Here is a 21,478-nt window from a genome sequence, read left to right as displayed (position 1 = left end):
TACTCCTCTTCTTCCTGCTTGTAGCGTGCGGGAGGGAGAGGATTTTGTGTGTCCGGCGGTGGCAGGCCGGGGCGGTGGACAAGGCATGCGGTAGATTGGGTGGGTCCTATGCCAAGCTGTGAAATAGAAGTGTGAGGAATCTACGTGAATATTGCGGCCACCATCGCGGCGGAGATCGGCGCTCAAGAAACCCAGGTTTCGACGGCGCTGAAGCTCCTGGCGGAGGGAAATACCGTGCCTTTCATTGCGCGCTACCGCAAGGAGGTCACGGGTGGTTTGGATGACGCGCAATTGCGCACCATCGAAGAGCGAGCCACCTACCTGCGCGAGCTAGAAGAGCGCAAAGAGACGATCCTTGCCGCCATCGAGGAGCAGGGCAAGCTTAGCGATGCCCTGCGTAGCCAAATCCTTGCCTGCGATACCAAGGCGCGGCTCGAAGATTTGTATCTGCCGTATAAAAAGCGCCGCAAGACAAAGGCGGATATCGCCCGCGAAGCCGGCTTGGAAGACTTGACCGACAAATTGATTGCACGGCCGAAGGCCCAGCCGGAGGAACTGGCGCAAGGCTATCTCACGGAAGGTTTCGCGGATACCAAAAAGGCACTGGAAGGCGCGCGCTCCATTCTCATCGATCGCTTCGCGCTCGATGCGGACTTGGTGGGTGGCGTGCGCGAGCGCATGTTTAACCAGGGTGCCATGCAGGCGCAGGTGGTAGAGGGGAAGGAAGCCGAGGGCGCGAAGTTCAAGGATTACTTCGACTTCAACGAGCCTTTTTCTTCGCTTCCTTCCCACCGCATTCTGGCGCTCCTGCGCGGGGAGAACGAGGGAGTGCTGCAGCTGCACCTGGATGCCGGTGACGATGCCGACTACGAGGACCTCATTGCGGATCGCTTCGGTCTGGATCGCAGCTCCGCGTGGCTGGATAATGCCGTGCACTGGGGATGGCGCACCAAATTGTATGTCTCTTCCAGCCTGGATGCGCGCATGCGCTTGAAAGAAGTGGCAGAAGAAGGCGCGCTCAAGGTCTTTGCCACCAACCTGCGCGATGTGCTGCTTGCTGCCCCCGCGGGCCAGCGCGCGACGATCGGCCTCGATCCGGGCTATCGCAACGGCACCAAATGCGCCGTGGTGGATAAAACGGGCAAGGTGCGCGATACCACCATCGTTTATCCCCATCAGCCACAAAACCAGTGGTCGCAGGCGGTGCAGACCCTGTCTACGCTGTGTGCGCGGCACTCGGTTGACCTCATGGCCATCGGCAATGGCACTGCCTCCAGGGAAACGGAAAAGCTCGCACACGAGATCGCCGACCTGCTCGAACAGGCGGGCGGTCAGCGGCCGACCCCTGTCGTGGTCTCCGAATCCGGTGCATCGGTCTACTCCGCATCGCAGCTGGCGGCAGAGGAATTCCCGGATATGGATGTCTCGCTGCGCGGGGCGGTATCCATTGCCCGGCGCCTGCAGGATCCACTGGCAGAGCTGGTGAAGATCGATCCTAAGGCCATCGGCGTGGGCCAGTATCAGCACGATGTGAACCAGACGTCGCTGGCGCGCACGCTGGATGGCGTGGTGGAAAGCGCCGTCAATGGCGTTGGCGTTGACCTCAATACGGCCTCGGCGCCGCTATTGGAGCGCGTGGCGGGTATTAACCCCACCATTGCCGCCAATATCGTGGCCTACCGCAATGACAACGGTTCTTTTGCTACCCGCAAGGAACTGAAGAAGGTGCCGCGCCTGGGGCCGAAGGCCTTTGAACAGTCCGCCGGCTTCCTGCGCATTAATGGGGGAGCGGACCCGCTCGATGCGTCCGCGGTTCACCCGGAGGCCTATCCCATCGTGACGCGAATAGCGGAGCAGACGGGGCTGGGCATCGGCGAGCTCATTGGCAATACCCGCGTGCTGGACAAGCTGGATCCCGCCAATTTCGCCGATGAAATCTTCGGTATCCCAACTGTGAGCGATATCATCGCCGAGCTGGATAAGCCCGGCCGCGATCCGCGCCCTGAGTTTAAGACCGCCACCTTTAAAGAAGGCGTGCATAAGGTCTCTGACCTTACCCCAGGCATGGTGCTGGAGGGCACGGTCACCAACGTGGCGGCCTTTGGCGCGTTTGTGGATGTCGGCGTGCACCAAGACGGCCTCGTCCATGTCTCTGCCATGAGCCATCAGTTTGTTTCTGATCCCCATGAGGTCGTGCGCTCCGGCCAGGTGGTCAAGGTCAAGGTGATGGAGGTCGACGTCGATCGCCAGCGCATCGGCCTATCGCTGCGGCTGGATGATGAGCCGGGCCAGCCCGCGCCGAAGCGCCGCGGCGGCGACTCGCAGCGCGGATCCGGCAAGCGCGGCGGTCAAAAACCCTCGCGCGCAGCGGGGAAGAAGGGCGGACGCAACTCCGATCGTGGAGGCTCCCGCGGGCGCCCGGCAGCCAAGGGGACCATGGCCGATGCCCTGAAGAAGGCCGGCTTCTAGCTTCTCTGTGCAGCGGCCTACCAGCACCGCAGGGTGGGCCGCTGCTTGAGGCCGCGGTGGGGAAAATATCCCCGCCAACCGCGGACGACCCGAAAAATATGACCGCCACATTACAATCGATGCGGACTCCCACATCCAATAATGGTAAGTTTGGCAAAACTAAGTAAATGGCGTCCTTCTTCTCCTGCTTCAGCGAGGTGCTTCTGGGCAGATGGGGGCAAGGGGGACGCTGAACTACTGCCATAAGGAGACAACTATGAGTCGTGCGGCCGATAGCGGTCACGGTGCCGAGGACACTGCAGCGATGGCCTCGATAAGCGGCGAGGAACACAAGAGCCGGGGAGTGCTGGGCTGGCACCGCCTCCTGGACTGGCGCCCACGCAGCGCTTTGTCGCGGGTGCTTATCGTATTCTTCCTCGTTGCGCCCATCATCGTGGCCGGAACCATGATGTGGGCCATGTGGGATCCATCCAAGTACATGCGCAATATTGACCTCGCAGTGGTCAATGAAGATGCCGGCGTGGACAAGCAGGGCAAGCACACCAACTATGGCGACCAAGTGGTCGAGGGCCTGCTAGAGACCGATTACCTCAAATTCTCTGAGGTCAACAAGGACGAAGGCGAAGAGGGTCTGGTCAAGGGCAAGTACTTGATGGTGGTGACTATCCCGAAGAACTTTTCCGAACAAGCCGTCACCATCATCAGCGATAAGCCCGAAAAGCCTGAGATCAACTTCGCCACGAATGACTATTACGGCACGAATGGCTCGGTGATTTCCTCCAGCCTTATTCCGCAGGTACAAACGAGCGTGGAAAACGCCATTTCCAAAAAGTACGCCGACCAGGTTATTGAGGGGCTTACTAAGCTGAGCGACGGCCTGGGCAATGCCGCGGACGGCGCGGGGCGCCTCGATGAAGGCGCTGGAAAGCTGCAAGAGGGCGGCGGGCGCGCGGTTGAGGGTATCAACAAGCTCGACAACGGTGCGGGCAAGCTCAATAACGGCACGGCCGAGCTCCTCAACGGAACGACGCGGCTCAATGACGGCGTCGGGCGGTTGAATGATGGTGCAGGCAAGCTGAGTGATGGCGCGGCGCGCCTCGATGACGGTGCCTCCCGGCTTGCCGATGGCTCCGATAAGCTCCTTGCCGGTACCGGCCGCCTTGCCGATGGTGCGGGCCAGATCGATGCCGGGGTCAATCAACTCACCGGCATGCTCATCCCCGTGCTGAAGCAAGCCCAAGCCGTGGTACCTGGCCTTACCCAGCTGGTAGATATCTTGCGCGGGCTCGGTATGACCCAGCAAGCGGATCAGCTCTACTCGTTGGTATCCAGGCTCGATCCCGCCTCTAGTGGAAATATGGTGGGACAGCTGGAGAAGCTTTCCGCAGGCACCGGGCAGCTGCACTACAACCTGTCCGACCCGCAATCGGAATACCTCGGCGGGCTGACCACACTGAACGGCGGTGCACACCGCCTGTCCGATGGCATCAAGGAGCTGCGCGGCGGAGTTGGCAGGCTTAGCGACGGTACCTCGCAGCTGCAGGACGGTGCGACCCGCCTGCAGGATGGTGCCTCCCGCCTCCACGACGGCACGGGCGCGCTCAAGGAGGGCACCGGCCGCCTGGCTGAAGGCGGAACCGAGCTCAAGGGCGGCTTGGACCGCCTCAAGGAAGGCTCTGGCGAGCTATCCACAAAGCTTGCCGAAGGCGCCGCCAAGGCACCTACCATTTCCCGCCCAGAGGATTCCGCACAAAATATAGCGGTTCCCATTAACTTCACCGCATCCAATGTCCATCCCGTGCAGACGGTGGTCAACCCAGCGGACCCGACCGAAAAGAATATTACCGGCGGCGCCTCCATGCTCTTCGTGCTCGTATTCGGCTTCCTCGTCATGCTGCTCTTGGCGATGACGCTGCCGTACTACATGGCGCGCCGGGGAGCCCGCGCCACCAGCCCGGCCCGCAGCGTATTCGGTGCCTTTGTCGCGTTGACCGGCCTGAACTTCCTTATACTGGTGTTTATGGCCCTGATGTCTTCCACCCTGGGGTGGCAGCCGGCAAGCTGGTCCATGATCGCGCTCGTGCTCGCCGCGATTTCCGCCGTGGGTGCGGCGACCTACCAGTTCTTCCTGATTACCTTCGGGCGCAAGATCGGTTCGATCTTTGCAGCCGGCGCGTTCGCTCTGGGCGTGATGGTCTTTGGCGGGGTCTGGCCGGTCCTGGCGATTCCGCGCGCGCTCAGCCTGCTGCACCCTTTCCACCCGATGTCCTACGCCAAGGACGCGTTCACCCGCGCTACCGACGGTATTCATGATGGCACATTCTGGAGCAGCATCATTATCCTCTTTAGCATCACGGTGGGTGCCGTGGTGGCGTCGTACTTGGTCTTCCGGGCGCGATACCTGGGCACGGCAAAGATCCTCGATGAGCACCACTCCATCCTCCGCTCGCCCATGCCTGCCTAAGGCGTGCTGCGCGCCCGGCTCGCCCCAGGTAGGGTAGTAAATCCGCGAAGTAGAGGAATTTGGAATTGGCCGGTTCCTATGGAAAGATAATCCATCGTTCTATGTAACGGGCACGAACCGGTCAGGCCTCCGGCCGCCAGGGTCCTCTGTCCCAAACTGAAAAGGAATATTGGCATGACCAACATTATCGACAAGGTCGATGCAGCGCAGCTGCGCGACGACATCCCGTCCTTCCGCCCCGGCGATACCCTTGACGTCAACGTCAAGGTTATTGAGGGTAACAACGAGCGTGCACAGCTCTTCAAGGGCATCTGCATCCGCCGCCAGGGCTCCGGTATCCGCGAGACCTTCACCGTGCGTAAGGTTTCCTTCGGTATCGGCGTAGAGCGTACCTTCCCGGTTCACTCCCCGAACCTCGAGTCCATCAAGGTCTCCCGCCGTGGCCGCGTTCGCCGTGCGAAGCTGTACTACCTGCGCGATCTGCGCGGCAAGAAGGCTCGCATCAAGGAGCGTCGCTAGTTCTAGCGCCCGCCCTGGGCAGCGCCTATCTCCCTTCTTTTCCCGCATGCACAGTGCCGGAAAGGGAGGGAGATTTTTATTGTGCACTCCTCGAATCATTTCGATTTCCTGTGAATCGCCCCGCAGTCACGGGAGCCAATCCAGATTGCGGGCATGCAGTTGCTAGGATCTGACGGGTGAATAACGAAAGCATCTCGCAGGGCAAAGAAGCGGCCGCGGAGGAAGCAACCACGGAGAAAAAACAAATGCCGTGGTGGCTGGAGACTCTCGTAGTCCTCGTCTCCGTGCTGGTGGTCGTGGGGCTATTCCAAAACTTCATCGGCCGCCAATACGTGATTCCCTCAGGATCCATGGAGCCGACGCTGCATGGCTGTGAGGGATGCACGAATGACCGCATCTTTACAGAAAAGGTCTCTTACTACGGCGATAAGAGCCCAGAGCCAGGCGATGTCGTGGTCTTTAAGGGCACCGACGATTGGAACGGGAGTTACGTCTCCCCGCGCTCATCCAATGCCGTCATTCACGGCATTCAGGATGCGCTGAGCTTTATCTCCTTGGCGCCACCAGATGAAAATACCCTGGTCAAGCGCGTTATCGCCACCGGCGGGCAGACGGTGTCTTGCCAGGAAGGCGATCCCGCCGTCATGGTGGATGGCAAGCCCATCAAGCAGGATTACGTGCAGGATCCGCCGACCTATCCGGTGGATGAATCGACTGGATCGGAAGCCTGCGGTGGCCCGTATTTCGGCCCAGTGAAGGTGCCTGAGGATAATATCTGGGTCATGGGGGATAACCGCACCGCGTCTGCCGATTCGCGCTACCACATGGGCGATAACTTCCACGGCACGATCCCCGTAGATAACGTGCGCGGAAAGGTGCAGTTCGTATTCTGGCCGTTCAACCGCATTGGTGGGGTCGATGACCCAGACATCCAAAGCTAAACCACAGCAACAGCGCCTGCGCACGCGCGATTTCCTCGCGCCGGTCATCGGCGGCTTCGTGCTCTTAGTCCTACTGCAGGCTTTCGTCGGCCGGATGTATGTCATTCCCTCCGCGTCGATGGAACCTACGCTGCATGGCTGTACCGGCTGCGATAATGACCGCATCGCGGTGCAAAAGATGAGCTATTACTTCCACGACCCAGCCCCAGGCGATGTCGTGGTATTTGAAGGACCTGAGTCCTGGAATACGGAATTTGAGGTGCAGCGCTCCGATAACGTGCTGGTGCGCGGTGCCCAAAACGCCTTGGCGTCGGTGGGGCTTTTGCCCAATGGGGAAAATATCCTGGTCAAGCGCGTTATCGCCACCGAGGGCCAGACGGTCAAGTGTGAGGAGGGCGATTCCGCGGTGATGGTGGATGGTGCACCGATAGACCAGAGCTTCACGTTGGATCCGCCCGAGATCCCGGTTGATCCCGGCTCCGGCTCGCAGGCCTGCGGCGGCCAATACTTCGGTCCCGTGACCGTTCCAGAAGGCAATATGTGGGTCATGGGGGATAACCGCACCAATTCCCTGGATTCCCGCGCGCATATCGGCGATCACCTGCAAGGCACCGTGCCGGTGGACAACGTGCGCGGCAAGGTAGAAGCCGTGGTCCTGCCCGTATCGCGCTTTGGCGGCATCGACGATCCGGATATCCAGGATGCGTCGGCTTAAACAGCAACGCACCTTTGAAGTGGCGTTGTCCAAGGCAGGGCTCGGCCCCGTCGCCGGGGTGGATGAGGCCGGCCGCGGTGCGTGCTGCGGCCCCATCACCATCGCCGCCTGCATCCTGCCCGAGCGCATCGTGGGCGAATTGGATACCTTAACCGATTCCAAAAAGCTCACGCCCCGCCAGCGCGAAAAACTCTTTCCCATCATCAAAGACAAGGCTGTGGACTGGTCAGTGGTGCATATTGGTGCGGGGGACATCGACAAGCGTGGCATCCAACACGCCAATACCTCAGGCATGCGCCGGGCAGTAGCGCGCCTGGAACAGCGCCCAGGCTATGTGCTTTCCGATGCCCTCTTTATCCCCGGCCTCACCCAACCCCACCTGCCCATCGTTGGTGGGGACGCGGCGGCGCGGTGCATTGCGGCGGCGAGCGTGCTGGCCAAGGTAAGCCGGGATCGCCTCATGCGGGATCTAGACGAGCGCTTTCCGGGTTATGGATTGGCTGGGCATAAGGGCTATGGAACCAAGGCGCACGAGGCCGCGATTGCCGCTTTGGGGGCGAGTCCAGAACACCGCATGAGCTACAGCAATGTGCAGCGCGCGCATGCCCAATTCACTGCGCGTGCCTAGCGAAAATTGTGGTTTCTGCGCGCTAAGCTAGGGCGAGCTATCCCATATTTTGGAGGTCCACAGTGAGTGCAGAGGAACTCGAAAACTACGAGGCAGAGGTAGAGCTGTCCCTTTACCGCGAATATCGCGATGTCGTCAGCCAGTTTTCTTATGTCGTAGAAACCGAACGCCGTTTCTACCTGGCCAATGCCGTAGAACTGATTCCCCATACCGCCGGGCCCGATGTGTACTACGAGGTGCGCATGTCCGATGCCTGGGTGTGGGATATGTACCGTTCCGCCCGATTCGTGCGCTATGTCCGCGTCATTACCTACAAGGACGTCAATATCGAGGAACTGGACAAGCCGGATTTCATCATGCCGGACTAGGGCACTGGGCGCCTGTCAACCCGGCGCCCGTTTTATCCCGCCTCAGCTGTGGATAACTCTTCGTGATGCCGAAGTTATTCACATCCGCGGCGGTTTTCTGGTTTTCGGGCTTGTATCCGGCCCGCATCCTGCGGTGTTCTGTGCGTGCAGCACAAACAGCACGAAAGAAAAGGACGCCGCACATGCAATTTGCATCCGATAAACACCTCGCTACGAAGCACCCCCGGCACAGGCAAGAACTGGGAAAGCGGGGAGAATCATTCGCCGCGCGCTACCTCCGCGAGCGCGGTTCCGACATCATTGCCGCCAACGTCTCCTACCGAGTGGGAGAAATCGACCTTATTGCCCGCGAGCCCGATGGCACGATCGTCTTCGTAGAGGTAAAAACCCGCTCTTCCACAAGCTTTGGCACAGCCGAGGCGGTGACCCCACACAAGCTTGCCCGCATGCGCAGGGCCGCCGTCCAGTGGCTAGACGGCAAGCCGCTGCCTACCGTGCGCTTCGATGTCATTGCTCTCGTGGTCAATGGCGAGGGTTTTGAACTAGAGCACTTTACGGGGGTCGACGATGGCCCTCGGTAAATGCTTAGCAGTCTCCCTGCACGGCGTGCTCGCCCGCGTCATCAATGTCGAAGCGAATGTGGGGCCCGGCCTGCCCGGAATCCATGTGGTGGGGCATGCGGATACCGCGATATCTGAATCCCGCGACCGCATCAAGACCGCCGCCGCGAATTCCCGCCTGCCATGGCCGAAAACCAAGGTGATCGTCTCCATGTCGCCGGCCTCGCTCCCAAAATCAGGTTCCCACTTTGATTTGCCCATGGCCCTTGCGATTCTCGCCGCCCACGTAGAACAGCACGGCGCTGACTACGCGCGCTCCGTGCAGTCACCCAACCGGGTCCTTGAAGAAACTCTGGTGCTCGGGGAACTGGGCCTGGACGGCACGGTTAGAGCAGTCCCTGGCATCATCCCAGCGCTTCTCGCCGCCCGCGAGGAGGGCATTTCTACGCTGGTTATTCCGCCAGGAAATGCGGCCGAGGCCACCCTCGTTCCCGATTTGAATGTGCTGGTTGCAGCCACGCTCTTTGATGCCTTTGCGTGGGCGCTTGGAGAGCGCGACCTGCCCCGCGCGGCCGAGTGCTGCTCTGATCAACCCGCACCGGCGCCCGCACAGGAGCGGCTAGATTTCTGCGATATAGCCGGACAACACCATGCCAAGTGGGCGGCGGAAGTCGCTGCCGCCGGTGGGCACCACCTGTTGATGATTGGCCCACCAGGCTCGGGAAAATCCATGATCGCCTCGCGCCTGCCCAGCATTCTTCCGGCGCTAAGCCCAGACCAGATGGTAGAAACCACCGCGGTCCACTCGCTCACGGGGACCCCCGGTGAAGTGGTCTCCCACGCGCCCTTCATCGCCCCGCACTCTTCGGTTACCCGTGCGGCGCTCCTTGGTGGTGGAAGCGGCCATCCTCGCCCAGGGGCGGTGAGCCTGGCCCATAATGGGGTGCTCTTCCTCGATGAGGTCAGCGAGGTAAGCGCCCCAGTCCTCGACGGCATGCGCGCGCCTTTAGAAGAAGGTCATGTCCGCCTGGCACGCGCGCAGCAGGAGATTGACTACCCGGCGCGATTCCAACTGATTATGGCCGCTAACCCCTGTCGGTGCGCCGCCGAGGATCCCTCTCAATGCACGTGCAATCCGCATGACCGGCTTCATTATCTATCGAATCTCTCCGGGCCGTTGCGCGACCGCTTGGACATGGTGGTCACCCTCTCCGGACAGTCAGCCACCATCAATGCTGAGGGCGAAGAATCCTCTGCCGCCATTGCCGAGCGGGTTGCCGCAGCCCGCGACCGTGCCCGGGCGCGCTGGGCGGCCGACGGCATTCCCGCGCGGGTCAACGGTGCCGTGCCCTCGTCCTATTTGCGCCGGCACCGCCCGGCTTCCGAGTCCGCCATGATCATGTTGTCTGCCTACCTCGCCGAGGGCGAGATTTCGCAGCGCGGCATCGACCGCGTCCTGCGCGTGTCGTGGACCTTGGCCGACTTGCATGGCAGTTCCACACCCGATCTTGCGGAAGTGGGTCAAGCCCTCGACCTTCGTTCGAGCCAAACGATAGGGAGGATTTCGGCATGAGCGTTCTTGATTTATCGACTCCACTTGCCACATGGGTATATCTCAATCGCGTGGTGGAAGGCCCGTCCGCCTCCTTGCAGGCCTTGCTGGAACATCATTCGGCCGAAGAGATTGCCCACGGGATTTATCACCGAGCCGATTGGATCGGGCCTCTCTTAGCGCGCACCGCCTCACGGTTTGATTGGGTGCGGCAAAAAGAAGACCTTGCCGCCGCAGAGCGCGTGGGGGCGCGATTGATCACTGCCGATAGCCCCGAGTGGCCAGCCGAGGCATTTTCTTCTGCCTTCGGTTTCTACCAGAATGGCGCGGACGCGCCGGCCACATTCGATGAGCAAGCAGTACCGCCGCATAGCTTGTGGGTACGCGGCTCAGCGCTTAAACCCGAGGTAGGGCAGGCCGTGGGAATCGTGGGCACGCGCGCCATTTCGCGCTACGGGTGGCAGGCAACCCAAAGTGTGGTCTCAGGCCTAGTGAACCATCAGTGGACTATCGTCTCCGGCGGGGCTTTGGGAGTAGATACCGTGGCGCATGAGACCGCCTTGCACAATGCGGGGCGCACCATTGCTGTCGCCGCGTGCGGAATCGACAAGAATTACCCGGCCCGCAATAGGGGACTCTTCGATCAGATTGCCGATAATGGCTGCATCGTCTCCGAATTCGCTCCCGAGACAGCACCCAAGCGGCATCGCTTCCTCATTCGCAACCGCCTTGTTGCGGCGCTAAGCCAAGGAATCGTGGTCATGGAAGCGGCATATCGCTCGGGTGCGCTTAATACCCTCAACTGGGCAGAAGCCTTGGGGCGCGTTGCCATGGCCGTGCCGGGGCCAATTACGACGAGTGGCTCGCTCGGGTGCCACCAGCGCATCCAAGACGGGAGGGCCCAGTTGGTCGCCAGCGCCGACGAAGTCCGCGCCCTGGTGGGCCGCGCCGGGACGGTTGATCCGGAGGCGCAGTATGAAATGAATTTTGCGGCGTCTTTAACGCAGCGACTATCGCGGAATGAGCTGCGGGTCTTTGACGCGACCCCTCCGCCAGGAAGCCCTCCGGCTACTGCAGAAGATATTGCGCGGGACGCGGGATTCCGCCTGCCCCTTACTATCCACTTATTGCTTGCCCTAGAGAAAATGTGTGTGATCGTGCGGGAGGGAAATAACTGGGTTCGCTTAGAGATGGGCTGAAAAGCAAGTAAACTCGTGGGGCATGAGTGATAAACGGAAGGCCGCAGAAAGTCGTGGCCCGGTCGGGCAAATGGACGAGGCCATCGAGGACTTTGCGGACTTCCAACTCTGCGTCAAGGGCCGTGCGGAGGCCACGGTGCGTGGCTACCGCGCGGACCTAAAAAACCTGGCCCAAGACATCGATACCTTTGCGGACTTTAACCTCAATAACCTGCGGCAGTGGCTGGGCAACGCGGTCGCAGAAGGAAAGGCGCGCGCAACGCTGGCACGCAGGACTGCCTCAGTTAAAGCCTTTTCTACCTGGGCGGAAAGGGAAGGCTACCTCACCCGTGATGTTGCGGCACGATTGGTAACACCGAAGGTGGGCCAGCATCTCCCAACGGTCATGGCACCGCAGCAGGCGGGCGAACTTGTGGGCAACGCCGTTTCTGTCGATGAAGCACATTTTCAGCGCGATAGTGCCATTTTGGAGCTCCTTTATGCCACCGGAATGCGCGTGGCGGAATTGGTCCGCCTCGATCTAGAAGACGTGGACTTTAAGCGGTCCACCGCACGTGTAACCGGTAAGGGAAATAAGCAACGGGTCGTGCCCTTTGGTGCCGCCGCAACCGATGCCCTGCAGCAGTGGATAGACGGCGGGCGCAAAGAAATGGCGCGGGGAGAAACCCAGGCCATCTTTGTAGGCAGCAGGGGAGCGCGCATTGACCAGCGCCAGGTGCGGCGCATCGTAGACAAAGCCGCCACGGTTACCGGCACAAGCGGCCTAACGCCGCACGGGGTGCGACACCTTGCGGCTACACATCTTTTAGAAGGCGGCGCGGACCTGCGCGTGGTCCAAGAGTTATTGGGACACTCGTCTTTGAGTACCACGCAAATCTATACGCATGTTTCCGCAAAGCGGCTAAAGCAGGTCTATTCCCAGGCCCACCCGCGGGCCTGAGTGATTCTTATAAAGGCTTGAGGCGGATAACCGGCATATCCAGCAGGCTTAATGGGTCAATGTAGCTGTCCTTGGCAATCCGCGCGCCCCAATGCAGTCCTGGTGTGCCGTCTACTGGGTGGCCGAGTTTTCCTATGGTTTGGCCCTCGCGCACCTTTTGGCCTTGGGTAACGCTCGCGTGCACGGGTTGATACGTGGTACGAATGCCATCTGCATGGTCTATCGAAATGACCGGGGTTCCAGCGACGGTGCCGACAAAAGCGACGGTGCCGGATTCGGCGGCGACGACGGTACCGCCAATTCGCAGGGCCATATCGACCCCGCGGTGACCCGCGCTCCACTTGTGTTCGGGCTTATCAAAGCCGCGCAGTACCCGGACTGGGCGGGGTTTACCCGAGGCGGGATCGACGTATGCGGCAGCGGGCGCCGCGCACAGTAGCACGAGCGCACCAGTGAGGATGGTGGCGAGGGTGGGGAGAATGGGGCATCGGCAAGCGGCATTATTGCGTGGTCGTGGAAAAAGGTTCATGGGGCACAGTGTGTAGCGCTAGGGCAAATAATGTCCTGCGAAGCGTGGGCTGGCTGTGGATAAACTGGCAGCGGTGGGGAGGAAGAAACTCAAGCGGCAATCGAGGCGAAACGTTCAAAGAAACTTGTGGAAAAGTGCTCGTTCGGTTTGGAAAATCTAGCTGGCTGGGATTATTGTCTTTCATAGCAGTGTGTCCGCTGGGAGTTAACCCTCACGGAGGCATTGACTACGCGCGACGAAGTTGTCGCATCCTGCGTTAAGGGTGTGGCGGCCCGGCAGCTGACGTGGTCCTTGGAAACAAGGTGTTGGCAGGGCCTTCGTTGCTAGGGTGCGGAATAAAACACCGCACATTTGGAAAACCGAAAGACAATTAAAAGAAAGCGAGCGAATCATGGCAGTTGTAACCATGCGCGAGCTCCTCGACGCTGGTGTGCACTTTGGCCACCAGACCCGTCGCTGGAACCCGAAGATGCGTCGTTTCATCTTCACCGACCGTAACGGCATCTACATCATCGACCTGCAGCAGACGCTGACCTACATCGATGAGGCATACGAGTTCGTTAAGGAAACCGTCGCTCACGGTGGCACCATCCTTTTCGTTGGCACCAAGAAGCAGGCGCAGGAAGCAGTTGCTGAAGAAGCAACCCGCGTCGGTATGCCTTATGTCAACCACCGCTGGTTGGGCGGCATGCTCACCAACTTCCAGACCGTGTCCAAGCGTCTGAAGCGCATGAAGGAGCTTCAGGCTATGGATGAGCGCGAGGACGGCTACAAGGGCCGCACCAAGAAGGAAGTTCTGATGCTCAACCGCGAGCGCGCCAAGCTTGAGCGCGTTCTGGGCGGCATCTCTGAGATGGCCAAGACCCCGTCCGCACTGTGGATTGTTGACACCAACAAGGAGCACATCGCGGTTAAGGAAGCTCACAAGCTGAACATCCCGGTTGTTGCCATCCTGGACACCAACTGCGACCCGGATGACGTTGACTTCCCGATCCCGGGCAACGATGACGCAATCCGTTCCACCAAGCTGCTGTCCGGCATCGTGGCTTCCGCCGTCGAAGAGGGCAAGAAAGCTCGCGAGGAGCGCCAGCTTGCAGCCGCTAAGGAAGCTGCCGGCGATTCCGCAGAGAAGGAACAGCGCGATGCTGAGGCTGCTGCAGCCGCATCCGATCCTGCTTCTGCAGAAAAGGCTGAGGAAGCCCCCGCAGACAAGCCTGCACAGTAGGCCTGCCTCTTGTGAGGATTCTTTCTTAACTGCACTTAATTGAATACCCCACGCACATCTTGGTGTGGGGCAGCTAGGGAATAATTCCTGTACAAGGCTGTTTACCTAACCCCTACCACCGTGTGCTACGGCGGTGGGGGTTACTTTTATCTATGCTGGAGGCGGCTAAAACTAGCCTCCGTACAATCGCATTGATGAAGGAAACTGGGGTAGATACCCCCACCCAAAGACGGCGCGAGACCGTTTCTTCGGCTACGCTGTTTCAACGAACACTGACTGATTTTCAAGGAGGATCGCCCTAACTATGGCGAACTACACTGCTGCAGACGTGAAGGCACTGCGCGAAGCAACTGGCTCCGGCATGCTCGATTGCAAGAAGGCCCTGGAAGAAAACGGCGGCGACTACGACAAGGCCGTTGAATTCCTGCGCATCAAGGGTGCGAAGAACGTGTCCAAGCGCGCTGACCGCGAGGCTACCGAGGGCCTCGTTGCCGTATCCGGCAACACCATGGTTGAGATCAATTGCGAGACCGACTTCGTGGCAAAGAACGAGGGCTTCCAGTCCTTCGCCAAGAAGATTGTTGAAGCTGCAGCCGCAGCCAAGGCTAACTCCCCGGAAGAACTCAACAACGTAGAGATCGAGGGCCAGAAGGTCTCCGAGTTCGTTGACCAGGAGTCCGCAAAGACCGGTGAGAAGCTGCAGGCACGTCGTGCAGTCACCGTTGATGGCGACAATGTTGCTGTCTACCTGCACCAGCGCTCCGCTGACCTGCCTCCTGCAGTCGGTGTCTTGGTTTCCTACGAAGGCAACAAGGAAGGCGCACACGCTGCCGCTCTGCAGATTGCAGCTATGAACGCTGAGTACCTGAAGCGCGAAGACGTTCCTGCAGAGATCGTCGAGAAGGAGCGCTCCATCGCTGAGGCCACCACTCGCGAGGAGGGCAAGCCTGAGGCTGCGCTTCCAAAGATCGTGGAAGGCCGCCTGAACGGCTTCTACAAGTCCGTTGTTCTGCTGGAGCAGGCTTCCTTGTCCGATAACAAGAAGACCGTTAAGCAGGTTGCAGAAGAGGCCGGCACCACCATCACCGGCTTCGTCCGCTACGAGGTTGGCGCTTAAGCCTCAGCCGCTTTTTAGCCTTTAAAGCCCACGGGAGGTACACCCTCTCGGTGGGCTTTTCTGCTGTCTAGAGGCGATGGGGAAGGGGCGGCTGCCGGGCTGCGGTGCGGTGTGGGGAAGCGGGGACAGTGTAGGTAAGATGGAAAAGAAATAAATCAGCCCGCGCAAAAGGAGACGATGAAGGCGTGACTTCTGCAGACGAGAAGCGAACCGGATACAAACGAGTAATGCTGAAACTCGGCGGCGAAATGTTTGGCGGCGGCAAGGTTGGCATCGACCCAGACGTTGTCGATAACGTTGCTCGCCAAATCGCTGAAGTGGCCGAGCAGGGCATCGAAATCGCCGTGGTGATCGGCGGCGGCAACTTCTTCCGCGGTGCAGAGCTTTCACAGCGCGGCATGGACCGCGCCCGCTCTGACTACATGGGAATGCTGGGTACGGTCATGAACTCGTTGGCCCTGCAGGACTTCTTGAAGCAAAAGGGCGTTGATTGCCGCGTGCAAACCTCTATCAACATGGCGCAAATCGCCGAGCCGTACTTGCCACTGCGCGCTGACCGCCACCTTGAGAAGGGCCGCGTCGTTATCTTCGGTGCCGGCATGGGCATGCCGTATTTCTCCACGGACACCACCGCCGCGCAGCGCGCACTGGAAATCGGCGCCGATGTCCTCTTCCTGGCCAAGGGTGTTGATGGCGTGTACTCCGACGACCCACGCACGAACCCCGATGCGGAGCTCTACACCCGAATCACTCCGCGCGAGGTTATTGAAAAGGGACTCAAGGTAGCCGATGCAACCGCCTTTAGCCTGTGCATGGACAATGACATGCCGATCTTGGTCTTCAACCTCTTGGAAGAGGGGAATATTGCCCGCGCCGCAAGCGGCCAGGTTATCGGCACGCTGGTGCAGTCCTAATTCTAAAACGGCACAGAACCTGCTACCTTTTATACAGCTACCCCTCAACGTTGAAGGATGATTCAGCCTCATGATCGATGACATTCAGCTCGAAGCCGAAGAACACATGACCGCTTCCGTCGAGCACACCCGCGAGCAGCTGGTGACCATTCGCACCGGCCGCGCGAACCCGGCGATGTTCAACGGACTCATCGCGGAATACTACGGTGCGCCGACCCCGATTACTCAGATGGCTACCATCTCCGTGCCAGAGCCGCGCATGTTGCTCATCAAGCCCTACGAGCAGTCCATGATCCAAGAGATTGAAAACTCCATCCGCAACTCGGATTTGGGTGTTAACCCCACCAACGATGGCCACGTTTTGCGCGTGACCGTTCCGCAGTTGACCGAGGAACGCCGTAAGGAAATGGTCAAGCTGGCCAAGAGCAAGGGCGAAGACGGCAAGATTGCCATCCGTAATATCCGCCGCAAGGCCATGGAACAGCTGAAGAAGCTCCAAAAGGATGGCGAAGAGGGCGAGGATGAGGTCCTTGCCGCAGAAAAGGAAATGGAAAAGATTACCGCTGGCTATGTCGAGCAGGTTGACAAGCTGGTGGAAAACAAGGAGTCCGAATTGATGGAGGTCTAAGCCTTTTCCACTGCCGCCGCGCCCACCTCGGCCGGCGGCGCTTTTCTGTACGTAGTATTTTTGTATAGGAAATAGATAAGCCCCGCGACGCGCATACAACGCCAAGTGAAAGGAGCCGGTCACGGTGAGTGACGCCTTGAACCGCCGATTGCCGCAGCCGAAAAATGGCCCAGGCCGTGACTTACCGGCGGCTATTGGAGTAGGCGTGGGGCTCGGCGCCCTCGTCGTCCTCGCCGTGTGGGCTGGCCCCTTGGCCTGGTATGCGGTGGTTGCCGTCGCCGTCGGCGGGGCCATGTGGGAAGTTCTTACCCGCTTGCGGGAGAATTCATACTATATCCCGCGCACGCTGTTAATCATCTTGGGCCAGGCCATGGTGTGGATTTCCTGGCCGCTTGGCGCGCCCGGCCTCGTGGCCGTCTACGTCACCGCCGTACTCATTTTAATGTTCGGCAGGCTTTTCCATAACGGGCGGCATCGCCCTCCCATCAATTACCTGCGGGACATGTCCGTCGGCATTTTCGTGCTGACGTGGATTCCGCTTTTCGCGACTTTTGCAGCGATGCTGTCGTTGATTTCTACCCCGGTGGCCAGCGGCGCCGCTTCCATCGTGGTCTTCATGCTGTGCGTGGTCGCCTCCGATACGGGCGGCTATATCGTCGGCGTGATGTTTGGCTCCCACCCCATGGCACCGGCCGTGAGCCCGAAGAAATCCTGGGAGGGCTTTTGCGGCTCCATTGGCTTCGGCGTCATCGTTGGTGCGGTGTCCGTCCATTTCCTCTTGCACCATTCGGCGTGGATCGGCGCCTTGATGGGGCTCGGCCTTGTTATTTGTGCCTCATTGGGTGACTTGGTGGAATCGCAATTTAAGCGAGAGCTGGGCATTAAAGATATGTCCCACATCCTCCCCGGGCACGGTGGTTTGATGGATCGCCTTGATGGCATGCTTCCCTCTGCCATGGTTACCTGGGTGGCCATGAGCCTCATGGCAAACTTCGCGGTCTAAACCGGGTTGCAGCCACCGCGTATAAGGGTGCTGCGCATAAACCGCCCGCTTCCCGCTTCGCCACCGAAAAATCTCGGAGCAGGGAGGAGGGCGGCAGTAGAGCTCTTTTAGCCTTCGGCCTGCTTGCGCAATTGGCGGCGCAATTCAAGCATGCGCCACACACCTACTAGCGCCATGATGAGCGCGCCGCCGATGGTAAACATCAGGTAGGCAATTCCCGCTGGGAACTGCCCCGACCAGCCTAGGAAGTTCATCGGCACTTCTTGCTGGTTTTGCATGATGAAGATGATCAACACGATTAGCAAGAGGAAACCGACAATGAGCGCTGCCCAGGTGCTAGCGGCGAACGAACCTTGGGCTTTTTGTGGTGCGGCAGCGGGCTCGGTGGTGCCGGTGCCGGCATCGGTGGAGACTTCCTTGCTTCCGGTTTCGGCCAAAGCGGCATTATCGCTTGCCGCGGTGGCCTCATCATCGGAAGCGGAAAAGTCATCTTCGGGGTATTTCGGAGTGGTCATATGTCCATTATTTCTGTAAACCCTTCCAAAATTCCACTTGGCTATCAATTGAGGCCTTCCCAATTGGAAAAGTACCGGTAAACCGTGGAAAGATGGGCGTTATTATGGCTCAACCAGTAAAACTTAACTTCTCCGCGCCGCGGCGCGGTCTGCCGCCCAAGCACTTTGCGGATCTCTCTGAAAGCGAGCGCATCGATAAGCTCGCAGAAATTGGCCTACCTAAATTCCGTGCTAAGCAAATTACCAAGCACTACTACGAGCATCTCACTGACGACGTCGAAGAGATGACAGATATCCCCGCCGGCAAGCGCGAGGAGGTCAAGGAGGCCTTCTTCCCTGAGCTCATGAAGCCTATTCGTACGACTTCTACCGACGATGGGGAAACCACCAAGTCCTTGTGGCGCTTGCACGACGGCACCTTATTGGAGTCCGTACTGATGCGCTATCCCGGCCGCGCTACCTTGTGCATTTCTTCCCAGGCCGGCTGCGGAATGGCCTGCCCGTTCTGTGCTACCGGCCAGGGCGGACTAGACCGCAACCTTTCTACCGGCGAAATCGTCGAGCAGTTCCGCCATGCAGCTGCGGCGATGGCGGCCGAAGGCGGACGCTTGTCCAATGTGGTCTTCATGGGCATGGGCGAGCCGCTGGCAAACTACAAGCGCGTGGTTCAGGCGGTGCGCCAGATTACCGGTCAGGATGGAACGGGCTTTGGGCTTTCGCAGCGCAATGTGACCGTATCCACCGTGGGTTTGGCACCTGCCATCCGCAAGCTCGCGGACGAAGACCTTGCCTGCACGCTCGCGGTGTCGCTGCACACCCCGGATGATGAGCTGCGCGATAGCCTGGTTCCGGTAAATAACCGCTGGTCCGTTGATGAGGTCCTCGATGCCGCGCGGTACTACGCCGATAAATCCGCCCGCCGCGTGTCTATCGAGTACGCCCTTATTCGGGATAAAAATGACCAGGATTTCCGCGCCGATATGCTGGGCCGCAAGCTGCACCAGAAGCTCGGCTCCAAGGTGCACGTCAACGTGATCCCGCTCAACCCGACGCCGGGCTCGGAATGGGATGCAGCCCCCAAGGCGCGGCTTAATGAATTCGTGCGCCGCGTCCAGGCACAGGGAGTGCCGTGCACCGTGCGCGATACCAAGGGCGATGAAATCGCGGCAGCCTGTGGCCAGCTTGCCGCCGATGAACGAGAAGACATGTCGGCCTAAGAGTCCGCTGCCGCACAGCCACCTAAGCATTTTTGAATAAGTGCTCAGGTGGTTTTCTCGTTGGTGCATGCCGCGTTTACACACGCGGCCCAGCCAAACGCAGTACAGTTATGCACCCAGTAAATCCACGAAACCGCCGAGCCCCTCGCAATAAGGAGGCTCGGCGGTTTTCCGTAGCTAGGATTACAGCGCGTGCTTACCGGAGCTTACCTCGGCAGCGTCGGACGCGGAGTCAACGCGCAGGTGGGCTACGCGGGAAGGCTCGATATTCAACGCGCGCAGCTGGGAGTCGGTCAACTCGGTGTAGGCGCCAGAAACGGTCTTCTGGTCATAAATCCAGTCGCGCTCCTGGTGGTCGGCCGGCTTGTTATTAGAGGTGATGGTGCGCACCTGGTTGAGCTTCGGCTCGAAGGTGAAGATGAGCAGGCCCACAACCAACAGGACGGTCAGGGCGACGAGCCAGACGGTCTCCACGTGGCCCTTGTGGTTACCAAAGTTGAAACCAATCATGAAGATCACGGAGATCCAACCCGCGATTTGCACACCAGAGCGGCTGATGCGGGACCAACCGAAGCCTGCGGATGGAACATCTTCGGTAGAAACACCGTCATAAACCTGCGGTACCGGCTTGTGGGAAGACACTTGCTCTCCTTCGCTATCGCGTGTGTCCATTAATCGAGGGGGCACACCAATGCCATTTGACTGACACCTATTTTAAAACATCGTGGCTGCAAAGGCGATTAAACACCCCCGCCTGCTTGACCGGCTCCACCCCATAGCAGGGCGCGGTAAATGACCGCTAGGGTAGAGGGGTGACTACTCAGCGAATTCTTATCCTTGGCTCCACCGGCTCTATTGGCACGCAAGCATTAGATGTAATTGCGGATAACCCCGATAAATTCGAGGTCGTGGGCATTGCCGCGGGCGGCTCTCACCCGCAGCAGATCATTGACCAGGCCCGTAGCTTCCACCTTTCGTTTGACCACATCGCCGTTGCCCAGCCTGCAGCGGCTGCGGAGGTTTCTGCGGCTTTAGGCGGCACGGTACTTTCTGGTGAAGGTGCTGCAGAAGAGCTGGTGCGCTCGGTTCCCGCCGATACCGTGCTCAATGCTCTAGTGGGATCCCTCGGGCTTAAGGCCACTTTAGCCACGCTGGACATGGGCGAGTACCTCGCACTAGCGAATAAGGAGTCCTTGGTTGCCGGCGGCACGCTGGTCACGAAATCCGCGCGGCCAGGCCAGATCATCCCCGTGGATTCGGAGCACTCTGCGATGGCGCAATGCCTGCGCGCGGGTGAAGAGGGCGAGCTGGCCAAGCTCGTTCTCACAGCCTCGGGCGGTCCCTTCCGCGGCCAAACGCGTGAGCAGATGTGGGAGGTTACTCCGCAGCAAGCCGCGCAGCATCCTACGTGGTCCATGGGGCAGATGAATACGCTGAATTCCGCCACCTTGATCAATAAGGGGCTCGAGCTCATTGAGGCGACGCTGCTTTTTGATATTGAGCCAGAGCGCATCGATGTCACGGTTCACCCGCAGTCGGTCATTCACTCGATGGCCACCTTTAAAGATGGCTGCACCATCGCACAGGCTTCGCCGCCGTCGATGAAGCTGCCCATCTCCCTGGCGCTGAATTGGCCCCAGCGTGTGCCGGGGGCGCAGCCGACACTTGATTTTTCCCAAGCGCATACGTGGAATTTTGAGCCGCTTGATGATGTCTCTTTTCCCGCCGTATCCCTCGCCCGCGAGGCCGCAGCGCAGGGCACCGGCGTGATTTATAACGCTGCCAATGAAGAGGCCGCCGCGGCCTTCTTGTCTGGTCGCATCCACTTCCCAGAGATTGTTGATGTTGTAGGCGAGATCCTCGGGGAGTCTTCCCAGTTTGCTGGTGTAGTCTCTACCCTCGATGAAATCCTCGCCGTAGAAGGTGAGGCTCGCAGGCGTGCGAATGCGCGCATTGACCGTTTAGCTGACTAGAA

Annotated in this window: 21 protein-coding genes; 18 read left to right on the top strand and 3 right to left on the bottom strand. The window is 59.7% G+C overall.

Annotation, left to right across the window (positions count from 1 at the left end; translation table 11 throughout):
* Positions 1–144: 144 nt before the first annotated feature.
* From EL217_RS07340 to EL217_RS07290, 11 genes are all read left to right on the top strand, one after another.
* On the top strand, positions 145–2,469 hold the full coding sequence (locus tag EL217_RS07340; protein ID WP_023030549.1) for a Tex family protein: 2,325 nt from the start codon (positions 145–147) through the stop codon (positions 2,467–2,469).
* A 211-nt stretch (positions 2,470–2,680) separates the two neighbouring features.
* On the top strand, positions 2,681–4,933 hold the full coding sequence (locus EL217_RS07335; RefSeq protein ID WP_126319309.1) for a YhgE/Pip domain-containing protein: 2,253 nt from the start codon (positions 2,681–2,683) through the stop codon (positions 4,931–4,933).
* A gap of 174 nt (positions 4,934–5,107) precedes the next feature.
* The gene (rplS, locus tag EL217_RS07330; protein ID WP_005278655.1) at positions 5,108–5,452 is read left to right on the top strand and encodes a 50S ribosomal protein L19; all 345 of its coding nucleotides are present in this window, start codon (positions 5,108–5,110) and stop codon (positions 5,450–5,452) included.
* A 245-nt stretch (positions 5,453–5,697) separates the two neighbouring features.
* On the top strand, positions 5,698–6,393 hold the full coding sequence (gene lepB / locus EL217_RS07325; RefSeq protein WP_302522372.1) for a signal peptidase I: 696 nt from the start codon (positions 5,698–5,700) through the stop codon (positions 6,391–6,393).
* Entirely contained in the window at positions 6,371–7,108 is a 738-nt protein-coding gene (gene lepB / locus EL217_RS07320; protein WP_126319305.1) for a signal peptidase I, read from the top strand. The genes lepB (EL217_RS07325) and lepB (EL217_RS07320) overlap by 23 nt, the downstream gene beginning before the upstream one ends.
* Complete coding sequence (locus EL217_RS07315) at positions 7,086–7,736, top strand: ribonuclease HII (protein WP_232018411.1); 651 nt, start codon at positions 7,086–7,088, stop codon at positions 7,734–7,736. The genes lepB (EL217_RS07320) and EL217_RS07315 overlap by 23 nt, the downstream gene beginning before the upstream one ends.
* 62 nt (positions 7,737–7,798) lie before the next feature.
* The gene (locus EL217_RS07310) at positions 7,799–8,104 is read left to right on the top strand and encodes a DUF2469 domain-containing protein (protein ID WP_005278666.1); all 306 of its coding nucleotides are present in this window, start codon (positions 7,799–7,801) and stop codon (positions 8,102–8,104) included.
* Between the two features lie 182 nt (positions 8,105–8,286).
* Complete coding sequence (locus EL217_RS07305) at positions 8,287–8,685, top strand: YraN family protein (RefSeq protein WP_126319301.1); 399 nt, start codon at positions 8,287–8,289, stop codon at positions 8,683–8,685.
* Positions 8,672–10,237 (top strand): YifB family Mg chelatase-like AAA ATPase, encoded by a 1,566-nt coding sequence (locus tag EL217_RS07300; protein ID WP_126319299.1) that lies wholly within the window; start codon positions 8,672–8,674, stop codon positions 10,235–10,237. Before EL217_RS07305 ends, EL217_RS07300 begins: the two co-directional genes overlap by 14 nt.
* The gene (dprA, locus tag EL217_RS07295; protein ID WP_126319297.1) at positions 10,234–11,415 is read left to right on the top strand and encodes a DNA-processing protein DprA; all 1,182 of its coding nucleotides are present in this window, start codon (positions 10,234–10,236) and stop codon (positions 11,413–11,415) included. The genes EL217_RS07300 and dprA overlap by 4 nt, the downstream gene beginning before the upstream one ends.
* A 22-nt stretch (positions 11,416–11,437) precedes the next feature.
* Positions 11,438–12,355 (top strand): tyrosine recombinase XerC, encoded by a 918-nt coding sequence (locus EL217_RS07290; protein ID WP_126319295.1) that lies wholly within the window; start codon positions 11,438–11,440, stop codon positions 12,353–12,355.
* A 7-nt stretch (positions 12,356–12,362) separates the two neighbouring features.
* Here the strand turns inward: EL217_RS07290 and EL217_RS07285 are convergent, their stop codons facing one another.
* The gene (locus tag EL217_RS07285) at positions 12,363–12,884 is read right to left on the bottom strand and encodes a M23 family metallopeptidase (RefSeq protein WP_126319292.1); all 522 of its coding nucleotides are present in this window, start codon (positions 12,882–12,884) and stop codon (positions 12,363–12,365) included.
* 391 nt (positions 12,885–13,275) lie between these two features.
* On the opposite strand from EL217_RS07285, the gene rpsB reads away from it, so the two are divergent.
* The 5 genes from rpsB to EL217_RS07260 all read left to right on the top strand — a co-directional run bounded on the left by rpsB (position 13,276) and on the right by EL217_RS07260 (position 17,771).
* Positions 13,276–14,109: a 30S ribosomal protein S2 gene (rpsB, locus tag EL217_RS07280; RefSeq protein WP_005278684.1), complete on the top strand. Its 834-nt coding sequence runs from the start codon at positions 13,276–13,278 to the stop codon at positions 14,107–14,109.
* Positions 14,110–14,413: 304 nt separating this feature from the next.
* Complete coding sequence (tsf, locus tag EL217_RS07275; RefSeq protein WP_005283623.1) at positions 14,414–15,226, top strand: translation elongation factor Ts; 813 nt, start codon at positions 14,414–14,416, stop codon at positions 15,224–15,226.
* Between the two features lie 227 nt (positions 15,227–15,453).
* Positions 15,454–16,140 (top strand): UMP kinase, encoded by a 687-nt coding sequence (gene pyrH / locus EL217_RS07270; protein WP_005278688.1) that lies wholly within the window; start codon positions 15,454–15,456, stop codon positions 16,138–16,140.
* Between the two features lie 70 nt (positions 16,141–16,210).
* On the top strand, positions 16,211–16,768 hold the full coding sequence (gene frr / locus EL217_RS07265; protein ID WP_005278690.1) for a ribosome recycling factor: 558 nt from the start codon (positions 16,211–16,213) through the stop codon (positions 16,766–16,768).
* Between the two features lie 124 nt (positions 16,769–16,892).
* Entirely contained in the window at positions 16,893–17,771 is an 879-nt protein-coding gene (locus tag EL217_RS07260; protein WP_005283618.1) for a phosphatidate cytidylyltransferase, read from the top strand.
* 107 nt (positions 17,772–17,878) lie between these two features.
* Here EL217_RS07260 and EL217_RS07255 read toward each other — a convergent pair whose 3' ends face one another.
* Entirely contained in the window at positions 17,879–18,286 is a 408-nt protein-coding gene (locus EL217_RS07255) for a LapA family protein (RefSeq protein WP_126319290.1), read from the bottom strand.
* Positions 18,287–18,390: 104 nt separating this feature from the next.
* Here EL217_RS07255 and rlmN point away from each other — a divergent pair, with 104 nt between their 5' ends.
* Positions 18,391–19,503 carry a 23S rRNA (adenine(2503)-C(2))-methyltransferase RlmN gene (rlmN, locus tag EL217_RS07250; protein ID WP_126319288.1) on the top strand — a complete coding sequence of 371 codons (1,113 nt, stop codon included), beginning with the start codon at positions 18,391–18,393 and terminating at the stop codon, positions 19,501–19,503.
* Between the two features lie 183 nt (positions 19,504–19,686).
* On the opposite strand, the gene EL217_RS07245 is transcribed toward rlmN, so the two are convergent.
* On the bottom strand, positions 19,687–20,175 hold the full coding sequence (locus tag EL217_RS07245) for a DUF2631 domain-containing protein (protein WP_005283611.1): 489 nt from the start codon (positions 20,173–20,175) through the stop codon (positions 19,687–19,689).
* A 140-nt stretch (positions 20,176–20,315) separates the two neighbouring features.
* Between EL217_RS07245 and dxr the strand changes: the two genes are divergently transcribed.
* Positions 20,316–21,476, top strand: a complete 1,161-nt coding sequence (dxr, locus tag EL217_RS07240; protein ID WP_126319286.1) for a 1-deoxy-D-xylulose-5-phosphate reductoisomerase — start codon at positions 20,316–20,318, stop codon at positions 21,474–21,476.
* Positions 21,477–21,478 lie beyond the last annotated feature (2 nt).

Origin of the sequence: Corynebacterium segmentosum, from assembly GCF_900637825.1 — a bacterium.
In the GTDB taxonomy this organism is placed as follows: Bacteria; Actinomycetota; Actinomycetes; order Mycobacteriales; family Mycobacteriaceae; genus Corynebacterium; species Corynebacterium accolens.
This window is presented reverse-complemented; position numbering and strand designations above follow the sequence as displayed.

Bases quoted from the DNA above. Each gene is read 5' to 3' on its own strand.
- EL217_RS07335 (WP_126319309.1), top strand. From the start codon at position 2,681: ATGGGGGCAAGGGGGACGCTGAACTACTGCCATAAGGAGACAACTATG.
- rplS (WP_005278655.1), top strand. From the start codon at position 5,108: ATGACCAACATTATCGACAAGGTCGATGCAGCGCAGCTGCGCGACGAC.
- lepB (WP_302522372.1), top strand. From the start codon at position 5,698: ATGCCGTGGTGGCTGGAGACTCTCGTAGTCCTCGTCTCCGTGCTGGTG.
- lepB (WP_126319305.1), top strand. From the start codon at position 6,371: ATGACCCAGACATCCAAAGCTAAACCACAGCAACAGCGCCTGCGCACG.
- EL217_RS07305 (WP_126319301.1), top strand. From the start codon at position 8,287: ATGCAATTTGCATCCGATAAACACCTCGCTACGAAGCACCCCCGGCAC.
- EL217_RS07300 (WP_126319299.1), top strand. From the start codon at position 8,672: ATGGCCCTCGGTAAATGCTTAGCAGTCTCCCTGCACGGCGTGCTCGCC.
- dprA (WP_126319297.1), top strand. From the start codon at position 10,234: ATGAGCGTTCTTGATTTATCGACTCCACTTGCCACATGGGTATATCTC.
- EL217_RS07290 (WP_126319295.1), top strand. From the start codon at position 11,438: ATGAGTGATAAACGGAAGGCCGCAGAAAGTCGTGGCCCGGTCGGGCAA.
- EL217_RS07285 (WP_126319292.1), bottom strand. From the start codon at position 12,884: ATGAACCTTTTTCCACGACCACGCAATAATGCCGCTTGCCGATGCCCC.
- rpsB (WP_005278684.1), top strand. From the start codon at position 13,276: ATGGCAGTTGTAACCATGCGCGAGCTCCTCGACGCTGGTGTGCACTTT.
- tsf (WP_005283623.1), top strand. From the start codon at position 14,414: ATGGCGAACTACACTGCTGCAGACGTGAAGGCACTGCGCGAAGCAACT.
- pyrH (WP_005278688.1), top strand. From the start codon at position 15,454: ATGCTGAAACTCGGCGGCGAAATGTTTGGCGGCGGCAAGGTTGGCATC.
- frr (WP_005278690.1), top strand. From the start codon at position 16,211: ATGATCGATGACATTCAGCTCGAAGCCGAAGAACACATGACCGCTTCC.
- EL217_RS07255 (WP_126319290.1), bottom strand. From the start codon at position 18,286: ATGACCACTCCGAAATACCCCGAAGATGACTTTTCCGCTTCCGATGAT.
- rlmN (WP_126319288.1), top strand. From the start codon at position 18,391: ATGGCTCAACCAGTAAAACTTAACTTCTCCGCGCCGCGGCGCGGTCTG.
- EL217_RS07245 (WP_005283611.1), bottom strand. From the start codon at position 20,175: ATGGACACACGCGATAGCGAAGGAGAGCAAGTGTCTTCCCACAAGCCG.